The organism is Streptomyces sp. NRRL WC-3742 (assembly GCF_000720635.1).
In the GTDB taxonomy this organism is placed as follows: Bacteria; Actinomycetota; Actinomycetes; order Streptomycetales; family Streptomycetaceae; genus Kitasatospora.
This window is the reverse complement of record NZ_JOCF01000006.1, coordinates 24,772-46,323: the sequence shown is the minus strand read 5'-3', so window position 1 is coordinate 46,323 and position 21,552 is coordinate 24,772. Positions and strand designations below refer to the sequence as shown.

Here is a 21,552-nt window from a genome sequence, read left to right as displayed (position 1 = left end):
CGCGCGGATCAGTGGAAGGCGCCGGCGTACCGCTGCGCCCAGTCGGCGAAGGTGCGCGGCGCCCGGCCGAGGAGGCGCTCGATGTCGGGGCTGATGCGCTGTTCGGCCGGGGTGGGGGCGCCGAGGATGGCGAGGGTGGTGTCGACGACGGACTCGGGCATGCCGTGGAGCATCTGGGTGCGGGCTTCGGCGTGGGTCTGTTCGACGAACTCGACGGCCTCGCCCAGTGCGGCGGCGAGGGCGGCGGCCTGCTCGCGCGGGGTGATGAGGGCGGGACCGGTCAGCTCGTAGGTCCGGCCGGCGTGGGCGTCGTCGAGCAGGGTGAGGGCGGCGACCTCGGCGATGTCGTCGGGGTCGATGGTGGGAAGGGCCGTGTCGGCGAAGGGGGCGGTGACGGTGCGGTGGGTGCGGACGGAGTCGGCCCAGGCGAAGGTGTTGGAGTGGAAGCCGCCGGGGCGCAGGATCGTCCAGGAGAGGCCGGAGGTGCGGACGGCTTCCTCGATGGCGCCCGCCACGACTCCGTAGAAGGGCGAGTCGGGCCGGGTGCCGACGCCCTGGGTGGAGAGCAGGACGACGCGCTCGATGCCGGAAGCCTTGGCGGCGGAGAGGATGGCGTGGGGGTCGAGCAGGGGGGCGCTGGGGCCGCCGTTCTGGAGGAAGAGTGCGGACGCGCCGTCGAGGACGGGCCGCAGGCTCTCGAGGTCGAGGAGGTCGGACCGGACGTGCGCGACGTCGGACGGTACGTCGGCGGCGGTGATTCCGCGCGAGGTGGCGGTCACGGCGACGCCGGCGGCGGCGAGGGTGCGGACGAGCGAGCGGCCGACGTTGCCGGTGGCCCCGGTTACTGCGTACATGGACAACTCCCGTGTCGTAGAAGCCTGTTTGGTGCGACACAGGGACGCTAACACCGTGGATATAGTAGGTACCTAGGGGAAAGTGACTACCCGGGGAGAGGGCATTGGAGACACCGGAGTTCGCCTGTCCGACCACCGCCGTCGTGGACATCGTCTTCAGCCGGTGGACCACGCCCATCCTGTGGACCCTGCACACCCACGGCCGCCTGCGCTTCGTCGAGCTGGAGCGCCACATCGGCACGATCACCCCGAAGGTGCTCACCCAGCGCCTGCGCCAGCTGGAACGCGACGGGATGGTGGTCCGGACGTACCACCCGGAGGTCCCGCCCCGGGTCGAGTACGAGATCAGCGACCTCGGCCGCAGCCTGGCGCCGCTGTTCGCGCAGCTCTCCGGCTGGGCCGCCGACAACCTGGACAAGGTCGAGCAGGCCCGCGAGCTCTACGACGGCGGCCGGTAGCCGAGAAATGCCATAAATGCTACAACTGCCCCAACTTGTGGCGAGGAAGCACAAGTTGGGGCAGTGGAGAGAAGGGAACGAGGCTCAGGCTTTCCGGCGGGCCGGGACGGCGAGGGCGCCGAGGAGCCCCAGCGCCAGGAACCCGGCCGCCGTCGCGAAGGCGAGCCCGTACCCGGAGGCGAGGGCCTCCCGCACCGGCTGCCCGGCGGCCGTACGGTCGGCGATGCGGCTGCCCGAGATGGTGACCAGCAGTGCCAGTCCGATCGCCCCGCCCAGCTGCCGCGTGGTGTTGATGAGCCCGGAGGCCAGCCCCGACTGGCTGTACGGCAGATCGGCGGTGGCGGCGATGGTGAGGGCCGTCATCACCATGCCCTGCCCGACGCCGAGCAGCAGCCCGGGTCCGAGCAGCGCGGAGAGGAAGCCCGCGTCCGGCCCGGCGGTGGAGAGCCAGAGCAGGCCGGAGGCCGAGACCAGGTGCCCGGCGATGAGCACCGGCCGCGGACCGATCCTCTGCACCAGCGGCGCGATCCCCCGTGCCCCGGCGAACAGGCCCGCCGTCATGGGCAGGTAGGCGAGCCCGGTCTCCAACGGGCTGTAGTCCAGCACCTGTTGCAGCAGCAGTGTGAAGAAGTAGAAGGAGCTGAACAGCGCCCCGCTGCACGCCAGCGCCGTGACGTTCGCGGCGGTCACCTGCCGCACCCGGAAGATCGAGAGCGGCACCAGCGGCTGCGAGGCGATCTTCGCCTGGTCCAGCACGAAGAAGGCGAGCAGTGCGGCCCCCAGCCCCACCAGCCCGAGCGTGCGCACCGAGCCCCAGCCCTCCCGGGAGGCTCCGGCGACGCCGTACACCAGCACCATCAGCCCCAGCGTCACCGCCAACGCGCCCACCACGTCGACCCGGCCGCGCAGTTCGCTGCGGGAGCGCGAAGCCTCGGGCACCACGACGGCGGTGAGGGCGAGCAGGGCGAGCCCGACGGGGACGTTGGCGAGCAGGGTCCAGCGCCAGGAGAACCACTCGGCGATGACGCCGCCCGCCAGCACGCCGACCGCGCCGCCGGCCCCGGCGACGGCGCTCCAGAGGCCGAACGCCCGTGCCCGCGCGCCGGGTTCGGTGAAGACGGTGCCGAGGACGGTCAGCGTGGACGGCGCCATGATGGCGGAGCCGAGGCCCTGGAAGCCGCGGGCCGTGACCAGGATCGCCGGGTTGCTCGCCAGGCCCCCGACCAGGGCGGCCAGCGTGAACAGGCCGATGCCGAGCAGCAGCAGGCGCCGGCGCCCGTACAGGTCGGCGAGGCGGCCGCCGAGGAGCAGCGCCCCGGCGAAGACGACGGTGTAGGAGTTCACCACCCAGTGCAGGCTGCCCGCGCCGAGGTGGAGGCTGTGGTCGATGAGCGGCAGCGCGACGTTCACCACCGAGCTGTCGAGCACCACCAGGAACTGCCCCGCGCAGCAGACGAAGAGGATCAGCCCCAGCCGCTGCGTGATCGCCTGCGGGGGCGCGATCGGGCGGCCGGTCGTGTGTGTGGTCATGCGCGAACCGTCCGGCACGAGCGTGGACACCGGCTCAAGGAGCGGTCGAACGTCCGCCGCAACTCCAGCCGCCTTCCAGCCCGGCTTGCCAGAGTGCATCCGACTCACGACCAAGCGTTCGAGGAGACGGCATGCCTGAGATCAGCTATCGGAGTGCGGACGGCCGGATCGAGGTCGTCGATGTGCCGGAGGGCCTGAGCGTGATGCGAGGGGCCGTCTCCCGGGGCATCAAGGGCATCGTCGCCGAGTGCGGCGGCGCCGGGATGTGCGGCACCTGCCACGTGTACGTCCCCGAGGACGGCTCGATCGAGCTGCCGCCCGTCCACGAGCTGGAGGACGAGGTGCTCGACTGCACCGCCGTCCCCCGCCGCGACAACAGCCGCCTCAGCTGCCAGCTGGAGGTCACCCGCGCCCTGTGCGGCCTGGAGGTCCAGTTGCCCGACCGCCAGGTCTGACACGGCCACGTCTGACACGGCCACGTCTGACGCCGCCAGGTCTGACACCGCACGAGGAAGCCCCCGGTGCCGCGGCACCGGGGGCTTCCCTTCGTCTACCGGGACGCGGCGAGCACCGCCAGCGTCCGCGCCTGCTCGTTGCGCACGATCATCAGCGCCTCGTCCACCCCCATGCCGGGCTTGGCGAGCTGCACCTCCGGCCGGCTGGCCAGCGCCACGTGGACGGACGTACGGGCGGAGCGGTCGGTCTCGGTGCAGCTGCCGCCGAGCACGGCGCCGACTCCGCCCGCGCGGCAGCGGAGCACGGCGAGCACGCTGTCCTCGACGGTGCCGACGTCGGGCATCTTCACCTGGAGGAGGTCGCAGGCCCCGGCGCTGACGAAGGCGTCGATGTCCTCGAGGGTGTTGCACCACTCGTCGGCGACGATCCCTACACCGCAGCCGCGTTCGCGCAGCAGTTCCCGCAGCCGGCGCATCCCCTCGATCTGGGCCTCCCGGCCGGCGAGGTCGATCGGCGCCTCGATCCGGACGGCCAGCCCGCCCGCGGCCCGTTCGACGCGCTCCAGGTACTCGGCGACGCGCGGGAGGTCCCCGTCGAAGGCCGCGCCGGGCTGGCCGTAGCAGTCGAAGTGCAGGACGGGCCGGTAGTCGGCGCCGCCGAGCAGGGTGATCCGCTCCGCGAGCCAGCCGACGTAGGCGAGCAGCTTCTCGCCCTCGGCGCCGAACTTGGCCCGGTTGTTGATCAGTCCGTGCGGCAGGGCGTCGACCCGCTTGATGATCATCTTGTCCGCGTTGCCGTAGCGCTCGTCCCCGGTCTGCGCGTACACCGGCACCGGCTCGACGACGACGGGCAGGTCGTACTCGGCGCACAGCACCTCGCACATCGTGCGGCTACCGGCCTGCGCGGCGGCGCCGAGCAGCGCCTGGCTGAGGCCGTAGCGCAGCGCGGCGCCGGCCCCGGGCAGGGCTTCGGGCAGGGCCGCGAGCACCTCGGCGAGCGCCGGGCGGAAGGCGTCGACCTCCAACCCGACGAGGACGTCCCGCAGTTCGCCGAGAGCCCCCTCCCCCGGCCCGTCGAGCGGGTCGCGCCCGTCGAGGCCCGCGTACTGGACGGCCATGGCGTCGCCCCAGGCGATCCGCCCGTCCTCCAGACGCAGGCCGATGCCCAGGGCGCGGGCCGGGGTGCGGACGGAGCTGAATCCGGAGGTGACGGGCCGTCCGCGGTACCACTGGCCGTCCGCGACGGCACCGCCGCGGATCGCCGCCAGATCGTCGTGGAAGAAACCGCCCAGTCCGGGTACGAGTACGACATCACTGACCTTCATGGCGCACACAGGACACCGGAGCGCTCGAAACCGGACCGACTGGCGCTAGAAGGCCCCGTTCGAGCCGTCCGCGAGCGCCCTGCCCTAGCGTGGAGGGCGCCCGGCTGTCGGCCCGACCAGGAGATGCCACCCGATGTCCACCGTGCTCGACCGGCGCGCCCTCAACCGCGCCACCCTCCACCGGCAGGGGCTGCTGGAGCCGTGGAAGTGCCCGCCGCTGGAGGCGCTGCGGCACCTGATCGGGCTGCAGTCGCAGGTGCCCGACCCGCCGTACTTCTCGCTGTGGACGCGGCTCGCCGAGTTCACCCACCCCGAGCTGACGCAGCTGATCCAGGACCGGCTGGTGGTGCGCACCGGCATGATGCGGGCCACCCTGCACCTCGTCACCGCCGAGGACTTCCTGACGCTGCGCCCGCTCTTCCAGCCAGTGCGCGAGCGCGCCCAGCGCAGCCACTTCGGCAAGAAGACGGCCCATCTGGACCAGGCCGAACTGCTCGCCGAGGGGCGCAAGTTGCTCGCCGCGCAGCCGATGAACAACAAGGAGCTGAAGGCCGCGCTGCACGAGCGCTGGCCCGACACCGACGCGGCGGCGCTGATGTACACCGTGCACTACCTGCTGCCGCTGGTGCAGGTGCCGCCGGGCGGGCTGTGGCGCTCGTACGGCTCGGTGCCGTGCACCACGGACGAGGCGTGGCTGGGCCGCAACATCGCCACGGAGAGCGACCCGGGCCCGATGATCCTGCGCTACCTCGCCGCGTACGGGCCCGCCTCGGTCAAGGACGTGCAGGCGTGGTCGGGGCTGACCCGGCTGGCGGAGGTGGTGGACCGGCTGCGGCCGCAGCTGCGGCGGTTCACCGACGAGCAGGGCGTGGAGCTGTTCGACCTGCCGGACGGCCCGCTGCCGGACGCGGGCACGGAGACGCCGGTGCGCTTCCTGCCCGAGTTCGACAACCTGATGGTCGCCTTCGCCGACCGCCGCCGGGTGATCAGCGACGAGTACCGGCAGATCACCCACACCAAGAACGGGCTGGTCGCGGCGACCGTCCTGGTCGACGGCACGGTGCGCGGCCGGTGGCGGATCGACCGGGTGAAGGACACGGCGACGCTGACCGTCGAGCCCTTCGAGACCCTCACGGCGGGGGCCCTCGAGGCGGTGGAGGCGGAGGGTCTGCGACTGCTCGGCTTCGCGGCCGAGGAGTCGCAGACCCTCGAGGTGGTGTTCGGCTGAGGCGGGTGTTCAGCTGACCGAGGCCGCCGGACGGGCGGCTCCCGCCGCCACCGGGTGCCGCCCGCCTACCGGCCGTCCACCCGAAGGCCGTTCGCCCGAAGGCCGCCCGTCCAGCGGCCAGTCGGCGAAGGCGCCGCGGGCGACGTCGAGGATGTCCGCCTCGATCAGCTGCTCCAGCGGGGTGCCGCCGCTGCCCGAGCGCCGCGCCACCAGGTCCCGGTGGACGGCCGCGACCTCGGCCGGCAGCGGCAGCGCGCCGTGGTCGGCGAAGCGGACGGCCCCGGAGAGGTCGCGCACCGAGAGCACCTGCCCGGCGTTCCACCGGCTCGGCGAGAACGGCACGTCGATGATCCCGGCCTCGATCGCCCGGACCACCGCCGCCTCGAAGCTGCCGTGGCCCAGCCGCAGCGCCGCGTCCAGCAGGGCCCTCGACTCGGCCAGCACCAGGGCGAGTTCGAACTCGACCTCGGCCGGTTCGTCCAGCCGGTCCGCGTCGTCGACCGCGCCGACGACCAGCCGGACGCTGTCGGCGTTGTCCTGCTCGGAGGGGATGCGGATCGCCTCCATGTGGGACTTCACCATCACCCGCTCCGCGCCGCTGAGCCTGGCCGTGCGGGCCGAACCGACCAGCAGTTGCCGGGCCTTGTCGGCGTCCAGCGGGAACGCGCCCATGTACTGGTGGAAGACGGTGTGCACCTGGACGTCCCCGAAGCCGAACCGGTCCAGGTACTCCCGGCCGAGCAGGCGCAACGCCCGTACGGCCGCGATGTCCTGGGCCCGGTTGCCCTGTTCGGCGTAGCCGAGGGAGACCGACACCACGCCCTGGGCGGCCGCGAGCAGCGCTTCCAGCACGTTGACGACGGCCGCCAGGCTCGGCGGGATCAGGGTGGCGGTGAGGACGCCGAAGAACTCCCGGTCGATCACCACGCCGTGGCGCTCGTGGTAGATCCCTGCCAACCGGTCGACGTAGCGCCACAGTTCGATGGCCTCGGCCGGCGGGTAGTCCCGGAAGTACGGCAGGTTGTACGTGATCGGGCCGCCCTCGAAGCCCGCCACCCCGGCCGCGAAGGACACCTCGGCGAGCAACCGGGAGTCCCGGGTGGAGTGGCGCACCTGGAGGGGGACGTCCCGGAACTCCTCGGTCATCCGGCGCATCGCGGCGACGCCCCGGTTGACGGCCGGGTAACCGTTCAGGGCGATCGGCCGCCCGGCCCTCAACTGCTCGCCCTTCTCCAGCAGTTCGATCTCCTGGTGCGCGCCGTTGCGGGTCAGGGAGTCGATCTGGAAGGAGAGGACGTCCGCCCCGGCGGCCCGCATCGCGCGGAACAGCCGGCGCTGGCCCTCGTCGCCGGAGACGCCGGTGCGCGGCTGGACGAGGATGCGCCCGTCCTGGCGGGCCTCCCGCTGCCGGTCGGCCAGCCAGGTGCGGCGGTGCAGCACCTCGGCGTTGTCGGCGAGGCTGCGCGCGCCGGCGCCGGTGCGCCAGAGCATCAGCACCTCGTCGCGGATCTCGTCGAAGGGCCGCCCGGACTCGGGCAGGCGGAACCCGGCACCCCGGCCGGACCGCCCGCCCGGGGCGGAGGCGCCCGCGGCCGAGCCGGCCGGGCCGGCGAGCCGCCGCGACCCGCCGGAGCGGGACGGGCGGCCGCGCAGGTCCCCGGCGAGCAGGGTCAGGGTGGTGCTCTGGTCGGTGAAGCCGAGGAAGACCCGGTCGAAGCCGAGGCCCCGCAGCTCCTCCGCCTCCTCCTCGGTGTTGGACAGCGACGGGTTCCCGCCGAGGTACCACAGCGCACCCGCGCCGCCCAGTTCGGCCCGGACGGCGGCCAGGTCGTCGAGGTAGTAGCGGGCGTGCCCGTCCATGTTCGAGACGAGGACGGCGTCGGCGTCCTGCGCCGCCCGGCAGATGTCCGGCACCGGGCACTGGTTGCCGAGGTAGCGCACCCGGTACCCGGCGCGCACGAGCACCCGGTTGAGGATGATCAGGCCGACCGAGTGGGCGTCCCCGCCCACACCGGCCAGGACAACGGTCCGTTCGTCGGTGGCAAGGTCATCGGTGACATGGTCGTCAGTGACAAGGTCATCGGTGGCAAGGTCGTCGGTCATTGGGGGCAACGGCTTCTCCTTCCGGTTCCGGCGGAGCCCTGCGGGCCCGCTAGTAGATGCCTTCCGGAGCCGAGGCCCGGGTGCGGATCAGCGGCCGCACGTTGGCGACGCCGTCCACCGGCCAGCCCTCGATCGGGCGGCGCAGCGCCTCGTCGCGCTCCAGCATGTTGGGCAGGAAGTGGTCGGGGTGGAGCACGGTGACGCACACCTGCCCGTACACGCCGTCCTCGACCGGGCTGCGCCAGTCGTCCGGGTCGACGATGCGCATGGTGGTGAAGGGGTAGGCGGTGCGGTAGGGCAGGATCTCGCCGCCCTCCTCGACGCCGAGGCCCATCCCGGCGTCGGCCATGGTGTTGCCGTAGCGGCGCAGGATGATGAAGTCCTCGCCGACCACGTCGCGGTACTCCTGGAACATGCGCGGGGTGATCTGGGTGCCGGACATCCGCACTCCCCGCACGTCCTTGAGCGCCGTGGGGTGCTGGCGGCACAGCGCCTGCATCAGGGCGGGCGAGGTGGCCAGGTAGTCGACCTCACGGGTCGACAGGACCTCGACGATCTGCTCGAGGATGTGGTCGGTGTACTCGCGCGCGTCGGCCGGGCGGCCCTGGCGGAGCATCCGCTTGACCCAGCGCGGGTCCATGTCGATGCCGTAGACGAACGCCTTGCCGGCGCGGGCGGCGGTGATCGGCGGGGTGCCGGCGAAGTGCGGGCCGGTGGGCATGGCGTTGAGCCAGACCTTGCCGTCCTCGAACCCGGCGGCGTGGTCGGCGTACTCGCGCCAGACCTCGCGCTCGGCCATCAGGGCCTCGGTGTAGTAGAGGCGCTTGGGGGTGCCGGTGGTGCCGCCGGAGTCCCAGATCTGGCCGGTGAGCGGGCGCGGGTTGGCCAGCGGCACGAGGTCGCGCGGGTCGCAGCTGGTCATCTCGTCCATCGGGAACGGGCCGAAGCGCTCCAGCTCCGCGTAGGTGGTGATGCCCAGCGGGTCGAAGGGCAGCTTGGCGCGGCGGGCGAGCCAGAAGGGGCTGCCGGTCTCCGGGTGGAAGTGGCGGGCGACGATCCGGCGGGTCCACTCGTCGAGGTCGACCTCGAGGAACTCCTCGACGGTCGTGGGCCAGGTCGTCCCGGTGTCGGTGCTCACGCCGCCACCCCGAGGTCCACGTTGAGTTCGTACAGCGCCTCGATGGCGGCCTGGAGCTGCTCCAGGTTCTCCACCGGGATCATCGGGATCTCCCCGGCCTTCTTGGACTCGGTGATCTGCTTGGCGTACCGGCCGGCGATGGAGGGGCCGACGACGAAGTACGCGGAGACGCCGTGGCGCTCCAGGCCGTCGCTGATGAAGGGCAGCGAGGCGGCGCGCAGGTGGTTCTCGCGCAGCAGGGTGCGGACCTGCTCTCCGGTGGTGAGCGTGCTCCGGTCGAGGCAGGAGACGACCGGACGGTCCGGGTCGCTGAAGGTCATCCCGGCGAGGATCGGGTCGATCACCTCCTCGACGTACGCCTGGCGCAGCGGGCTGTGCGGGGTCAGCGGGACGTCGGTGACGGCGAACGGCTGCTGCTCGGCGGGGAGCCCGGCGAGGTACTTGTCCACGTCGGAGCGCAGACCGCCGAAGCAGACCCGGCGGAACTTCAGCGCCGGGTCGGCCGGGCCCATGTCGGAGACGAGGTGCAGGGCGCCGCCGCCGGCCTCCAGGGCGTACTCGGCCGGGTCCCGGTCGAAGGGGATGGCGAGCATGATCACGGTGGACGCCTCGCCGCCGCGGCCGTCGCCGTCGGGGAACGCCTCGCGGCCGGGCACGCGCGGGAGCATCTGCTGCGGGGCGGAGGTCTCGGCGAGGTAGACGAACAGCTCCCTGCGGTCGATCGCGCCGGCCATGCAGGCGCCGACGACGTTGCCGAGGCTCATGCCGGCCAGCACCTGCGGGCGGATGCCGAGGGAGGCCAGCACGTCGTGGACGGCCAGCGAGAGCAGGGCCTGGCAGACCGGTGCAACGGCGGCGAGCTCGGCCTCGGGGCCCTCGCGCAGCAGGCGCTCCACGTCGATGCCGGTCCATTCGGTGACCTGGCGGTAGAGGTCCCGTACGACCTCGTGGCGCTCGTACAGGTCGACACCCGAGCCGACTTCGTGCGCCATCATCGGGTGCGTTACGTAGGCCAGGGTCATGGCCTGCTCCTCCCAGTGCGGTGATCCGGGTACGTGATCTGCGGGCGGGGAGCCCGGGGACCCGACGGTCTCAGCGGTACCTCGAACCCCGATGGACCTCGGCTCGCGGGCGCCCGCACCCCTGCTCGGGGCCCGGACGATCCCGGGGAACAGCGAACGCCGCGTACGGACAGGGGTCCGTACGCGGCGTTCGCGGGCTCTGTGCGCTCTGGCGGGCGGCACGCCGGTCACCAGGCGGCCTTCGCCTGCTCCTCCTCCTTCTTCTTCTTGGGCAGCAGGAAGCCGAGCAGCCCAGCCACGGCCGCCAGCCCCATCACCGCCCCGAGCGAGACGCGGAACGCGGTGCCGAAGTTGTCCGAGGTGGCCGTCTGCCCGGCCTCCGCGAACGCGGCCGCCGCCTTGGGCTCGGAGGCGAGCGCACGGCAGGCGTCCGGCACCTCCGACGGGTCCTTCTGGACGGCGGCGGCGACGCTGCACGCCTTGAAGTCCGCGATCAGCGGGTCGAGCCGCTCCGGCGCCACCTGGGCCGCGGTCAGCCGTTGGCGCAGCTGGTCCATGGTGGTGTCGGCGGAGGTGGCGGCGTGGTTGGACAGGATGCCGAAGAACGCGACGGAGGCGAGCGCCGTGCCGATCGCCGCGCCGAGCTGCTGGGCGGTGTTGATGAGGCCCGAGGCGGAGCCGGCGTCCTGCCACGGCACGGCGGTGAGCACCAGGCGCGGGATCGGCGAGGCGATCAGGCCGAAGCCGAAGCCGAAGACCAGCAGCGGCAGGATCATCTGCCAGGAGTGCAGCTCGCGGCCGTAGTGGTCGGCGAGCAGCCCGTACGTGCCGAGGGCGACGATGATGAGCCCGGCGCCGAGCGCCAGCACCCCGCGTCCGATGCGCGGCACGAAGACCGTCATGGAGGACGCGGCGCCGGAGAAGGCGCCGATGCAGAAGGGCAGGGCGGTGAGGCCCGCGTGCATCGGGGTCCAGCCCAGGCCGACCTGGAGGTAGAGCGTCCAGGCCAGGAACCAGACGCCGCTGGCGACGTTGAAGGCGATCTGCACGGAGAGGCCGGCGGAGAACACCCGGCTCTTGAACAGCCGCACCGGCATCAGCGGGGAGTCGTCCCGGGCGGTCTTGCGGTGCTGGTGCCAGACGAAGGCGGCGAGCACCGGCGCGGCGAGGCCCATCGAGACCCAGCCCCAGACCGGCCAGCCCTCCTCCCGGCCCTGGGTGAGCGGGAAGAGCAGCATGAGCAGGCCGAGTGTGGCCAGGCCCATGCCGACGAAGTCGGGCTTGAGCGCCTGCGGGTTGCGGGACTCGTTGATCTTCCGACTACCAACGAGCAGCGCACCGATGCCGATGGGCAGGTTGACCAGGAAGATCGCGCGCCAGCCGAGGCCGAACACGTCCGCCTGGACGAGCAGGCCGCCGAAGCAGAGGCCCGCCACGGCCGCGAAGCCCGAGATCGAGCCGAACATCGCGAACGCCTTGACCCGTTCCTTGCCCTGGAACGTGACGTGGATGATCGACAGGATCTGCGGGACGATGATCGCCGCGAACACACCCTGGAGGATGCGCGAGCCGACCAGCATGCCGGGGCTGGTCGAGATGCCGCTGAGCAGGGAGGCCAGCGTGAAGCCGGCCGTGCCCAGCATGAAGACCTTCTTGCGGCCGAAGATGTCGCCGAAGCGCCCGCCGCTGATGAGCAGCAGGGCGAACGCGAGTTGGTACCCGGCGGTGATCCACTGGATCGCCGAGTAGCCCGCCGACAGGTCCTCGCGCACCGAGGGCACGGCGACGTTCACGATGGTGACGTCGAGCATGTCCATGAAGGCGGCGGTGAGGATGACGGCGAGCGCGATCCAGCGCTTCGGGTCCGGCGGGGTGTCGGACTCCTGGCCCCAGCTTCCGGCCTGCTGCTGTGACCCCTGGGATTTCTGGTCCAACTGCGTTTTCTGATCCAAAGCCATGTGGCTCTCCCTCTCAATTGCGTCCCGTCCACGGGGGTGAGACGGGACGCTCCATACACATCGCGACTCTAGAAAGCCGCGCTATAGTCCGGCTCGAATTGGTCGAGCGTGATGGTCAGTTGGTTTCTGCCGCTGCCCCAGTCGGGCCGTTGTTCGATGAGCTCGGGCCGGGCGGTCGCAATGATCAGTCGCGCCGGGCCGGGCATCTCCGCTGTTCGGCCGATGGATTCCAGGACCGCTTCTCCCGCGCGGTGGATGTCCTCGAACACGTCGACGTACGAACGTTCGTCACGGTCGATGGTTTCGTCCAGCCGTGCGAGCAGCCGGCTCTTGCCCGTACCGGCCCGCCCGAGCACCGTCACCAGGTACGGGCGCCGCTCCCGCCGGGCCACCCGGAGCACCGAGTGCAGGAGTTCCAGCTCCGGGCCGTCCCTGGACCTGGGACCGCCCGGAGGCGGTCCCAGGGAGGGGTGGTGGTTGAGGATCGCCCGCTCCAGCTCGCGCAGCCCCCGTCCGGGCTCCAGGCCCAACTCCTCGCGCAACGCGGCCCGGTGGAGCCGGAAGAACTCCAGCGCGGCGACCTGGCGCCCGCACCGGTAGAGGGCCAGGGCGAGCAGGGAGGCGAGCCGCTCCCGGGCCGGGTCGCGCCGGGCCTCGGCCTCCAGCTCGGCGACCACCTCGTGGTGGCGGCCCAGGGCGAGTTCGGCCTCGAAGCGGTCCTCCAGGGCTGCCGTCCGCTCGCCCTCCAGCCCGCGCAGTTCGGGCCAGGCGATCCCGGCCTCGGCCAGGTCGGCCAGGGCGCAGCCGCGCCACAGCGACAGCGCCTGGCCGAGCAGGGCGGCCGCCCGCACCCAGGCCCCGGCGGCCAGGGCGGAGCGGCCGGCGCCCGCCAGGCGGCGGAAGCGCGCCAGGTCCAGGCTGTCGGCGTCGAGGCGGAGCACATAGCCCGGCGGGCGGCTGAGCAGCACAGCGCCGGGCGGCCGGCTCTCCAGTGCCGCGCCACCCTCCCCCAGGGTGGCGCGCAGCCCGCACACCGCGTTGTGCAGCATCTTGCGGGCGGTGGGCGGCGCCCCGTGCGGCCACAGGGCCGTCACGAGTTCGCCGGTGGCCACCACCCGGTTGGGGTTCAGCAGCAGGTAGCCGAGCGCGGCCCGGCGGTTGGCGCCGCGCAGCGGCAGCCGGCGGTGGCCGTCGACCACCTCCAGCGGGCCGAGGACCCGGAACTCACGCATCGCCCAGGGCGGTCGCCGTCCGGTCGAGCCGGCGGATCTGCGCCCGGTCGAGCTTGCCGGACTCGCTCAGCGGCAGCGACGGGAGCGCGACGATGCGCACCGGCGCGTGCAGCGGGCTGAGCAACTCGCCGACATGCGCGCGGAGTTGGTCGGCCCCGACGGTCGCGCCGGGGGCGAGGACGACGGCGGCGTGGACGAACTCCAGCCCGTCCTCGTCGGTGACGCCGTACACGGTCGCGTCGGCGATCGCCGGGTGGGCCGTCAGCGCCTTCTCGACGGCGGCCGGGTGGATGCGCTCCGAGCGGGACTTGATGACGTCGCTGATCCGGCCGACGAGGAACAGGTGGCCGTCCTCGCCGGTGTACCCGAGGTCCCCGGTGTGGAGCCAACCGTCGCGCACCGTACGGGCGGTGAGCTCCGGGTCGGCCAGGTAGCCGCTCATGACGTGCGCCGAGCGCATCACCACCTCGCCGGTCTCCCCGGCGGGCAGCTCCTCGGCCGTCTCCGGGTCCAGGATGCGCACCTCCACCCCGGGGAAGGGGCGGCCGACGCTGGGGAGCAGTTCGGGCTTCTGGTGCTCGGGCGAGCCGAGCAGCGCGATGCTGCCGGCCTCGCTGGTCCCGTACGTCTGCACCAGGATCTCGCCGAAGGGGCCGGCGAGCGCCTGGGCGAGCCGCCGGGGCGAGGCAGGGCAGCCGCCGTAGGTGACCTGGCGCAGGGTGGACAGGTCGGTGGTCGCGAGGTCCGGGTGGTCGAGCAGGGCGTAGAGCTGCGGGGTGGCCATGTAGGTGGAGTTGATCCCCTCCTCGGCGACGGCGCGCAGGGTCTCGCCGGCGTCGAAGCGCTGGTGCAGCACCAGGGCGCCGCCCGCGGCGAGGACGATGTCCAGCAGCGGGCCGACGGCGTGGCCGACCGGGGTGATCACCAGGAAGGTCTGCGCGGGGAAGTACTGGTAGGCGGAGAGCACGGCGCCGTTCCAGGCGGCGAAGGACTTGACCACGCCCTTGGGCCGGCCGCTGCTGCCGCTGGTGAAGATCACCACCGCGCCCCCCGGGACGGCCGCCTCCTCGCGCTGCCCGGCGGCGACGCCCGCGAGGACGCTCTCGACCTGCCCGGCCTCGTCCAGGGCGGCCACCGCGACCGCGCCGTCCAGCAGGGCGGCCACCTCCCTGCCGCGCGGCGTGTTGGCCGCGTCGACCAGCAGGAGGTCGGCCCGGCTGACCCGCAGGATGTCCGCCTGGTCGGCGGCCGGCAGCTCCGGCGAGTCGGGGCCGGGGTTGGTTGAACGGACGTACAGCACCGTCGCGCCCAGCAGGTTGGCCGCGTACCGGCCGATCAGCCCGAGCGGGCCGTTGGGCTCGGTCAGCAGGCCGACGGCCGTGCCGGGGCCGACGCCGAGGCCGCGCAGGCCCTCGGCGGCGCCGGTGACGGCCCGGTGCAGTTCGGCCGCGGTGACGGTCCTGCCCCGCCACCGCAGCGCGGTCCGCTCCGGGCGCGTGTTCAGGTTGTCGAGGATCGCCGTCACGTACTGGCCGGTGTCGGCGGGAAGGTGGGCTGCCATGGCGTTCCAATCTCCGTAGGCGGGAAGAGGCAGGCGCATGGTCGCCCGAGGTCCTCGAATGACGGTCGGGTGGACTGTTCCTGATGCTGCGTCAGACAACTCAGCGGGTGCGCTCCAGCTCGAGCTCCTGCCAGACCTTGTCCAGCGCCTCGACGAACTGCTCCACGTCCCGGGTGCTGTGGGTGGCGGACGGCGCGACGCGCAGGATCTCCTCGCCCGCGCGCACGCTCGGCGCGTTGATGGCCTGCACGTAGATGCCGTGCTCCGACAGCAGCTTGGCCGAGGCTTCCTTGCAGCGCGCCTCGTGGCCGACGAACACGGCGACGATGTGCGACTGGGGGGAGACGAACGGGATGCCCCGCTCCTGCAGCAGGGTGTGCAGCAGGTCCGCGTTGGCGTGCAGGCGGTCGCGGTCCTCGGAGCTGGCGCGCAGGTGGCGCACGGCGGCGAGCGCGCCCGCGGCCAGCGCCGGCGGCAGCGAGGTGGTGAAGACGAAGGAGCGGGAGAAGCTGCGCACGGCCTCGATGACGGCGCTCGGGCCCGCGATGTACCCGCCGATGGCGCCGACGCCCTTGGCGAGGGTGCCCATGACGACGGTGAACTCGTCCGCCAGCCCGTCGCGGGCGGCGATGCCCGCGCCCTCGGGGCCGTACATGCCGACGGCGTGCACCTCGTCGATGAAGGTGGTCGCGCCGTAGCGGCGGGAGACCTCGGCGATCTCGGCGAGGGGGGCGATGTCCCCGGACATGGAGTACACCGACTCCAGGACGACGAGCTTCGGGCGGTCCGGGTCGGCCGCGGCGAGCAGCTCCTCGAGGTGGGCCACGTCGTTGTGGCGGAAGATCTTCTTCTCGGCGCGGCTGTGCCGCAGTCCGTCGATGATCGAGGCGTGGTTCAGTTCGTCCGAGAACACCAGGGTGTTCGGCATCCGGCCGGCGAGGATGGTGAGCGCGCCGTCGTTGGCGTTGTAGCCCGAGGTGAACAGCGCGGCCGCGTCCTTGCCGTGCCAGGCGGCGAGCTCCTCCTCCAGCTGGACGTGGAAGTGGTTGGTGCCGCCGATGTTGCGGGAGCCGCCGGAGCCTGCGCCGTGGCTGTCGATGGCGTCCTTCATGGCGGTGAGCACGGCCGGGTGCTGGCCCATGCCCAGGTAGTCGTTGCTGCACCAGACGTTGATCTCCGCGTCGACGCCGCCGTCACGGGCGACCGCGGCGGGAAAGTGCCCGGCGCGCCGACCGATCTCCAGGAATTCCCGCTTGCTCTGCCCGAGTTCCTCGATCTCACGGGTGAAGAAGTCCACGTGCTGGGTCATCGTCAACTCGCTTTCTGGAGTGGTCGGATTTCTGGCTTCCCCGAATGGAGGATCCAAAAGGTCCGCGAACCCCCTCGACGGCGCGTCGAGGAGCCCTCGAAGGCGAGTGGACCGGCCGCACCGGAATCAATTACCGGGGAATGACCGGCCCGTGCGAATCTCGAATTCCCTGCTCCCGTATCAGGAGGTCGACATGATTTCCGTCGCGGCCGTACTCGCCGATTCCGCCGTACGCCGCCCCGACCACCCCGCCCTCGTGTTCGGGACCGAGGAGGTGACGTACCGCCGGCTCTGGGAGCGGGCCCGGCGCTACGCCGCGGTGCTCGGACGGTTCGGCATCGGCCCGGGCGACCGCGTGGCCCTGCTGCTCACCAACACCCCCGAGTTCCCGGCCGCCTACTTCGGGGTGCTGGCCCTCGGCGCGGTCGCCGTGCCCGTGCACGCGCTGCTGCGCGCGGGCGAGATCGAGTACGTGCTGCGCGACTCCGGCGCGCGGGCGCTGATCTGCGACGCGCCGCTCCTGGACCAGGGCGGCAAGGCGGCGGCCGCCGCCGACGTGCGGGTCCTGGCGATCGGGCTGGAGCAGCGCGGGGACTCCGTCCGCCTGGACGTCCTGGCCGACCACGCCGATCCGGTGGAGCGGGCCGAGCCCCGCGAGCCCGGGGACCTCGCCCTCGTCCTGTACACCTCCGGCACCACCGGCCGGCCCAAGGGCGCGATGCTCACCCACCTGAACGTGGTGATGAACGTGGTCACCACCATGGTCTCGCCGTTCGAGTTCCGCGAGCACGACGTGCTGCTCGGCTGCCTGCCCCTGTTCCACACCTTCGGCCAGATCTGCGGGATGCTCACCTGCTTCCGGGCCGGAGCGACCCTGGTACTGATGCCGAGGTTCGACGGGCCCAGGGCCCTGGAGCTGATGACCGTGCACGGCTGCACGGTGTTCATGGGCGTGCCGACGATGTACCTCGCCCTGCTCGACGCCGCCCGGGACAGCGCCGACCGCCCCCCGCTGCAGCGCGCCTACTCGGGCGGCTCGGCGCTGCCGGTGAGCGTGCTGGAGTCCTTCGAGGCGGAGTTCGGCTGCCCGATCTTCGAGGGCTACGGCCTCACCGAGACCTCCCCGGTGGTCGCCTACCGCCAGCGCCGCCGCCCCGGCGGCCCGGGCACCGTCGGCCACCCGATCTGGGGTGTGGAGGTGGAGATCGCCCGGGCCGACGTGGAGGGCCGGATCGAGCTGCTGCCCGCCGGGGAGGTCGGAGAGATCGTGGTGCGCGGCCACAACGTGATGGCCGGCTACCTCAACCGTCCGGAGGCCACCGAAGAAGTACTGGTGGACGGCTGGTTCCGCTCCGGGGACCTCGGGCGCAAGGACGCCGAGGGGACGCTGAGCGTCGTCGACCGCAAGAAGGACATGGTGCTGCGCGGGGGGTACAACGTCTACCCGCGCGAGGTGGAGGAGGTGCTGATCCGCCACCCGTCGATCGCCCAGGTCGCCGTCATCGGCGTGCCGCACCGGATGCACGGCGAGGAGGTGTGCGCCGTGGTGGTGCCGGTGGCGGGCGAGGAGCCGGGCCCGGACCTCGGCGCCCGGCTGGTGGCCTGGGGGCGGGAGCGGCTGGCCGCGTACAAGTACCCGAGGCTGGTGGAGTTCGTCGAGGAGCTGCCGCTCGGGGCCAGCGGCAAGGTGCTCAAGCGCGAACTGGTCGCGCGCTACAGCCGGTAGCGGGCATCGAGCCGGGAACGGGCATCGAGCCGGTAGCGCGCTCTTCGAGGAGTCCTCGACCGCGTCTGCGCACCCTCGGGCCGTACCGAGTCGACTCCCCCCGCCCGGAGGCACCCGCATGACCGAGCACCGCTCGAGCGACGACACCGTCACCCCGTTCCGCATCGAGATCCCCGACGAGGCGCTGGCCGACCTGCGCCGGCGCCTCGATGGGGCGCGCTGGCCCGACGCCGAGGCCGTCCCCGACTGGTCGCAGGGCGTCCCGCTGTCCTACGTCCGGGAGTTGGGCGAGCACTGGGCGCACGCCTACGACTGGCGCGCCGTCGAGAAGCGGCTCAACGACCTGCCGCAGTTCCGCACCGAGATCGACGGGCTCGGCGTGCAATTCCTGCACGTGCGCTCCCCGCACCCGGACGCGCTGCCGCTGCTGATCACCCACGGATGGCCGGGCAGCGTCGCCGAGTTCACCGACCTGGTCAAGCCGCTCACCGAGCCGGAGGACCCGGCGCACGCCTTCCACCTGGTGATCCCCTCGCTGCCCGGCTACGGCTTCACCGACCGCCCCTCGGGCCCGGGTTGGGGCGTGGAGCGGATCGCGGACGCCTGGTCCGAGCTGATGCGCCGCCTCGGCTACGAGCGCTACGCGGCGCACGGCGGCGACTGGGGCGCCTTCGTCACCGCCCAGTTGGGCCACTCCGACGCCGCACGCCTGGCCGGCATCCACGTCACGATGGCCTTCGCCGCCCCGCCCGAGGGCCAGGTCGAGCTCGACGCCCGGGACTACGCGGGCCTGGCCGCCCTCAAGACCTTCCAGGCCCAGGAGAGCGGCTACTCCACCCTCCAGGCCACCCGCCCGCAGACCCTCGGCTACGGCCTCGCGGACTCCCCCGTCGCCCAACTCGCCTGGATCGCCGAGAAGTTCTGGTCATGGACCGACCACGACGGGGACCTGGAGCAGGCCGTCCCGCGCGAGCGCCTGCTCGACACCGCCAGCCTGTACTGGCTGACCAACACCGGCACCTCCTCGGCCCGGCTGTACTGGGAGAGCCACCACAAGGTGCCGATGCACCGGGTCGAGGTGCCCACCGGCGTCACGGTCTTCCCCAAGGACGTCCGGATGCCCCGGCCGTGGATCGAGGGCCGCTTCACCGACCTGCGCCACTGGCGGGACGCTGAGCACGGCGGGCACTTCCCCGCGATCGAGTGCCCGGACGTCCTGGTCGACGAACTCCGTTCGTTCTTCGGCCCGTTGAGGTGACCGGCACCCCGATCGAGCAGCCCGAACCCCGGTTCGAGAGCGCGTCCATCCCGGCTCCAGCCGCCAGGGCGAAGCTGACTGACGAGACGACCCAGAAGGGAAACACGATGACCGAGTCCGCCACCGAACTCCCGGAGTTCCCCTGGCACCGCGGCTGCCCGATGGCACCGCCGAAGGAGTACGCGGAGATTCGAGCAACCGAGCCGATCAAGAAGGTTCGGCTCGCCACCGGGCGGACCGCCTGGGTGGTCACCCGGTACGAGGACGTCAAGGCCCTGCTGACCGACGCCCGCGCGAGCTCCGACCGCGCGCACGAGGGCTTCCCGTACTACATCGACGTCCCCCAGCAGTTCCGCACCGAGGGCTCGTTCATCGGCTGGGACCCGCCGAAGCACACCCTGCACCGCCGGATGGCCGCCCTCTCGGGCGAGTTCACCAAGCAGCGGGTGCGCACCCTGCGCCCGCGCATGCAGGAGATCGTCGACGAGTGCATCGACAAGATGCTCGCCGCCGGCCCGCCGGTGGACCTGGTGCACATGCTCGCCCTGCGCGTCCCGATGACGATCGTCTGCGAGATCCTCGGCATCCCCTCCAAGGACCAGGACTACCTGCACTCCTGCACCGACATCCTCTTCGGCGGCAACAGCACCGCCGCCCAGCGGGCCGACGCCATCACCCGCGTCGGCGTCTACCTGGAGGAGCTCGTCGCCGGCAAGGAGGAGAACCCCGGCGACGACCTGATCAGCCGCATGATCGACCGCTACCGCACCGAGGGCATCTACGAGCGCCGGGAGATGTGCAACGTCACCCGCCTGCTGCTCAACGGCGGCCACGAGACCAGCGCCGCGATGATCGCCCTGAGCGTGATGTCCCTGCTGGAGCACCCCGACCAGCTGGAGGCGTACGTCTCGGACCCGAGCCTGCGCCCCAAGGCCATCGAGGAGCTGCTGCGCTACCTCTCCCCCGGCGACCTCGCCACCTCCCGGGTCGCCACCGCCGACATCGGCATCGGCGGCGTGGTCATCCGCGAGGGCGAGGGCATGATCCTCCTCGGCATGTCCGCCAACCGCGACCCGGAGGCGTTCGACCGCCCCGACGAGCTGGACCTCAGCCGGGGCAACCGTCACCACCTGGCCCTCGGCCACGGCGTCCACCACTGCATCGGCGCCGAGATCGCCCGCGTCGAGCTGGACGTCGTGCTGAGCACGATCTTCCGCCGCCTGCCGGGCCTGAAGCTCGCCAAGTCGTGGGAGGACCTCACCTACAAGGACGGCAACGTCATGTACGGCGTCTACGAGATGCCCGTCACCTGGTAGTCCTCCGGCAACCATTCGGCAGTCCTTCGGCAGTCCTTCCGGACACGCCGACGGCCGGTCCACTCCCCCCCGGGGTGGACCGGCCGTCGGCGTTCGCCCTCAGCTCACGCGCAGGACGAACTTGCCGGTGGAGTCCCGCCGTTCGAGGATCTCGTGGGCCTTCGCCACGTCCTCCAGCGCCAGTTCGGTGGTCTCGATGCGGACGGCGCCCGAGGCCAACAGCCGGGCGCACTCGACCAGATGGCCGTGCACCAGGTCCGGCCGCCGGTTCGCCAGGCCCCCGATGTTGTAGCCGGCCACGGTCTTGGCCGTGTACCACATCAGGTTGGCCTCGTAGGTGTGGTCCTGCTGCGAGGCGTTGCCGTAGACCACGTGCCGGCCGAGCGGCGCCAGCAGGTCCAGCGCCCGGGCGCGGACGGGCCCGCCGACGGAGTCCAGCAGGACGTCGACCCCCTGACCGTCCGTCAGCTCGGGGATGCGGCGCTCCAACTCCTCGTACGTGAGCACCTCGTCGTAGCCGAAGCGCGTGGCCGGCCCCAGCTTGGCGGCACTGCCCACCGCGCCGAAGACCCGCCCCGCGCCGAGGTGGCGGGCGATCTGCGCGGCGCCGCTGCCCACGCCGCCGGCGCCGGCCAGCACCAGCACGCTCTCGCCCTCGCGGACCCGGGCCACCTCGTGCAGGATCGCCCAGGAGACCGGCAGGTTGCAGGGGAAGGCGGCGGCCACGGGCGCCGGGATCGCGTCCAACTCCCCGTCCAGGGCGACGGTCAGCCGCTCGCGGGCCACCGCGACCTCGGCGTACCCGCCGCCGGCCAGGGTGAGCGCGGCCACCCGCTGCCCGGGGCGCAGGGTGGTGACGCCCTCCCCGAGCGCACGGACGGTGCCGGTCACCTCCAGCCCGGGGACGTGCGGGGTGCCGGGCTCGAACTGGCCCCGGCGGAACATCACCTCGGCGAAGTTGACGCCCGCGTACGTCACGTCGATCGAGACCTCGCCCGGCCCGGGCTCGGGAACGGCCGTGTCGACCAGGGTGAGGACCTCGGGCCCGCCGTAGGTGTCGAAGCGAATGGCACGCATGG

17 protein-coding genes are annotated in these 21,552 nt (G+C 72.5%); 6 read left to right on the top strand and 11 right to left on the bottom strand.

Annotation, left to right across the window (positions count from 1 at the left end):
• Positions 1-8 precede the first annotated feature (8 nt).
• Positions 9-854 (bottom strand): NAD(P)H-binding protein, encoded by an 846-nt coding sequence (locus IH61_RS0105600; protein ID WP_031065809.1) that lies wholly within the window; start codon positions 852-854, stop codon positions 9-11.
• 104 nt (positions 855-958) lie between these two features.
• Here IH61_RS0105600 and IH61_RS0105595 point away from each other — a divergent pair, with 104 nt between their 5' ends.
• Positions 959-1,312, top strand: coding sequence for a winged helix-turn-helix transcriptional regulator (locus tag IH61_RS0105595; RefSeq protein WP_031065807.1), 354 nt, complete (start codon positions 959-961; stop codon positions 1,310-1,312).
• Positions 1,313-1,396: 84 nt separating this feature from the next.
• On the opposite strand, the gene IH61_RS0105590 is transcribed toward IH61_RS0105595, so the two are convergent.
• Entirely contained in the window at positions 1,397-2,842 is a 1,446-nt protein-coding gene (locus IH61_RS0105590) for an MFS transporter (protein ID WP_031065804.1), read from the bottom strand.
• A 131-nt stretch (positions 2,843-2,973) separates the two neighbouring features.
• Between IH61_RS0105590 and IH61_RS0105585 the strand changes: the two genes are divergently transcribed.
• Positions 2,974-3,297, top strand: a complete 324-nt coding sequence (locus IH61_RS0105585) for a 2Fe-2S iron-sulfur cluster-binding protein (RefSeq protein ID WP_031065801.1) — start codon at positions 2,974-2,976, stop codon at positions 3,295-3,297.
• Between the two features lie 95 nt (positions 3,298-3,392).
• Here IH61_RS0105585 and IH61_RS0105580 read toward each other — a convergent pair whose 3' ends face one another.
• Entirely contained in the window at positions 3,393-4,622 is a 1,230-nt protein-coding gene (locus IH61_RS0105580) for a methylaspartate ammonia-lyase (protein ID WP_031065800.1), read from the bottom strand.
• Between the two features lie 133 nt (positions 4,623-4,755).
• On the opposite strand from IH61_RS0105580, the gene IH61_RS0105575 reads away from it, so the two are divergent.
• Positions 4,756-5,850 carry a winged helix DNA-binding domain-containing protein gene (locus IH61_RS0105575; protein WP_031065797.1) on the top strand — a complete coding sequence of 365 codons (1,095 nt, stop codon included), beginning with the start codon at positions 4,756-4,758 and terminating at the stop codon, positions 5,848-5,850.
• Positions 5,851-5,859: 9 nt separating this feature from the next.
• On the opposite strand, the gene IH61_RS0105570 is transcribed toward IH61_RS0105575, so the two are convergent.
• The 7 genes from IH61_RS0105570 to hemA all read right to left on the bottom strand — a co-directional run bounded on the left by IH61_RS0105570 (position 5,860) and on the right by hemA (position 16,173).
• Entirely contained in the window at positions 5,860-7,953 is a 2,094-nt protein-coding gene (locus IH61_RS0105570; protein WP_051836332.1) for a methylaspartate mutase subunit E, read from the bottom strand.
• A 49-nt stretch (positions 7,954-8,002) separates the two neighbouring features.
• Positions 8,003-9,091 (bottom strand): AMP-binding protein, encoded by a 1,089-nt coding sequence (locus IH61_RS0105565; protein WP_031065792.1) that lies wholly within the window; start codon positions 9,089-9,091, stop codon positions 8,003-8,005.
• Positions 9,088-10,113 carry an ACP S-malonyltransferase gene (locus IH61_RS0105560; protein ID WP_031065789.1) on the bottom strand — a complete coding sequence of 342 codons (1,026 nt, stop codon included), beginning with the start codon at positions 10,111-10,113 and terminating at the stop codon, positions 9,088-9,090. Before IH61_RS0105560 ends, IH61_RS0105565 begins: the two co-directional genes overlap by 4 nt.
• A 227-nt stretch (positions 10,114-10,340) precedes the next feature.
• Positions 10,341-12,047, bottom strand: coding sequence for an MFS transporter (locus IH61_RS0105555; RefSeq protein WP_051836324.1), 1,707 nt, complete (start codon positions 12,045-12,047; stop codon positions 10,341-10,343).
• Between the two features lie 92 nt (positions 12,048-12,139).
• Positions 12,140-13,303, bottom strand: coding sequence for an AfsR/SARP family transcriptional regulator (locus IH61_RS42555; RefSeq protein WP_051836320.1), 1,164 nt, complete (start codon positions 13,301-13,303; stop codon positions 12,140-12,142).
• Positions 13,296-14,864 (bottom strand): class I adenylate-forming enzyme family protein, encoded by a 1,569-nt coding sequence (locus IH61_RS0105545; RefSeq protein WP_037971702.1) that lies wholly within the window; start codon positions 14,862-14,864, stop codon positions 13,296-13,298. The genes IH61_RS42555 and IH61_RS0105545 overlap by 8 nt, the downstream gene beginning before the upstream one ends.
• A 100-nt stretch (positions 14,865-14,964) precedes the next feature.
• Positions 14,965-16,173, bottom strand: coding sequence for a 5-aminolevulinate synthase (gene hemA / locus IH61_RS0105540; RefSeq protein ID WP_031065778.1), 1,209 nt, complete (start codon positions 16,171-16,173; stop codon positions 14,965-14,967).
• Between the two features lie 193 nt (positions 16,174-16,366).
• Between hemA and IH61_RS0105535 the strand changes: the two genes are divergently transcribed.
• From IH61_RS0105535 to IH61_RS0105525, 3 genes are all read left to right on the top strand, one after another.
• Positions 16,367-17,899, top strand: coding sequence for a long-chain-fatty-acid--CoA ligase (locus IH61_RS0105535; RefSeq protein WP_031065776.1), 1,533 nt, complete (start codon positions 16,367-16,369; stop codon positions 17,897-17,899).
• 118 nt (positions 17,900-18,017) lie between these two features.
• Positions 18,018-19,157: an epoxide hydrolase family protein gene (locus IH61_RS0105530; RefSeq protein ID WP_031065774.1), complete on the top strand. Its 1,140-nt coding sequence runs from the start codon at positions 18,018-18,020 to the stop codon at positions 19,155-19,157.
• A 107-nt stretch (positions 19,158-19,264) separates the two neighbouring features.
• Positions 19,265-20,473, top strand: coding sequence for a cytochrome P450 (locus tag IH61_RS0105525; RefSeq protein ID WP_031065771.1), 1,209 nt, complete (start codon positions 19,265-19,267; stop codon positions 20,471-20,473).
• A gap of 99 nt (positions 20,474-20,572) precedes the next feature.
• Here IH61_RS0105525 and IH61_RS0105520 read toward each other — a convergent pair whose 3' ends face one another.
• Positions 20,573-21,550, bottom strand: a complete 978-nt coding sequence (locus tag IH61_RS0105520; protein ID WP_031065770.1) for a quinone oxidoreductase family protein — start codon at positions 21,548-21,550, stop codon at positions 20,573-20,575.
• Positions 21,551-21,552 lie beyond the last annotated feature (2 nt).

Bases quoted from the DNA above. Each gene is read 5' to 3' on its own strand.
- IH61_RS0105600 (WP_031065809.1), bottom strand. From the start codon at position 854: ATGTACGCAGTAACCGGGGCCACCGGCAACGTCGGCCGCTCGCTCGTC.
- IH61_RS0105590 (WP_031065804.1), bottom strand. From the start codon at position 2,842: ATGACCACACACACGACCGGCCGCCCGATCGCGCCCCCGCAGGCGATC.
- IH61_RS0105585 (WP_031065801.1), top strand. From the start codon at position 2,974: ATGCCTGAGATCAGCTATCGGAGTGCGGACGGCCGGATCGAGGTCGTC.
- IH61_RS0105580 (WP_031065800.1), bottom strand. From the start codon at position 4,622: ATGAAGGTCAGTGATGTCGTACTCGTACCCGGACTGGGCGGTTTCTTC.
- IH61_RS0105575 (WP_031065797.1), top strand. From the start codon at position 4,756: ATGTCCACCGTGCTCGACCGGCGCGCCCTCAACCGCGCCACCCTCCAC.
- IH61_RS0105570 (WP_051836332.1), bottom strand. From the start codon at position 7,953: ATGACCGACGACCTTGCCACCGATGACCTTGTCACTGACGACCATGTC.
- IH61_RS0105560 (WP_031065789.1), bottom strand. From the start codon at position 10,113: ATGACCCTGGCCTACGTAACGCACCCGATGATGGCGCACGAAGTCGGC.
- IH61_RS42555 (WP_051836320.1), bottom strand. From the start codon at position 13,303: ATGCGTGAGTTCCGGGTCCTCGGCCCGCTGGAGGTGGTCGACGGCCAC.
- IH61_RS0105545 (WP_037971702.1), bottom strand. From the start codon at position 14,864: ATGGCAGCCCACCTTCCCGCCGACACCGGCCAGTACGTGACGGCGATC.
- hemA (WP_031065778.1), bottom strand. From the start codon at position 16,173: ATGACCCAGCACGTGGACTTCTTCACCCGTGAGATCGAGGAACTCGGG.
- IH61_RS0105535 (WP_031065776.1), top strand. From the start codon at position 16,367: ATGATTTCCGTCGCGGCCGTACTCGCCGATTCCGCCGTACGCCGCCCC.
- IH61_RS0105530 (WP_031065774.1), top strand. From the start codon at position 18,018: ATGACCGAGCACCGCTCGAGCGACGACACCGTCACCCCGTTCCGCATC.
- IH61_RS0105525 (WP_031065771.1), top strand. From the start codon at position 19,265: ATGACCGAGTCCGCCACCGAACTCCCGGAGTTCCCCTGGCACCGCGGC.
- IH61_RS0105520 (WP_031065770.1), bottom strand. From the start codon at position 21,550: ATGCGTGCCATTCGCTTCGACACCTACGGCGGGCCCGAGGTCCTCACC.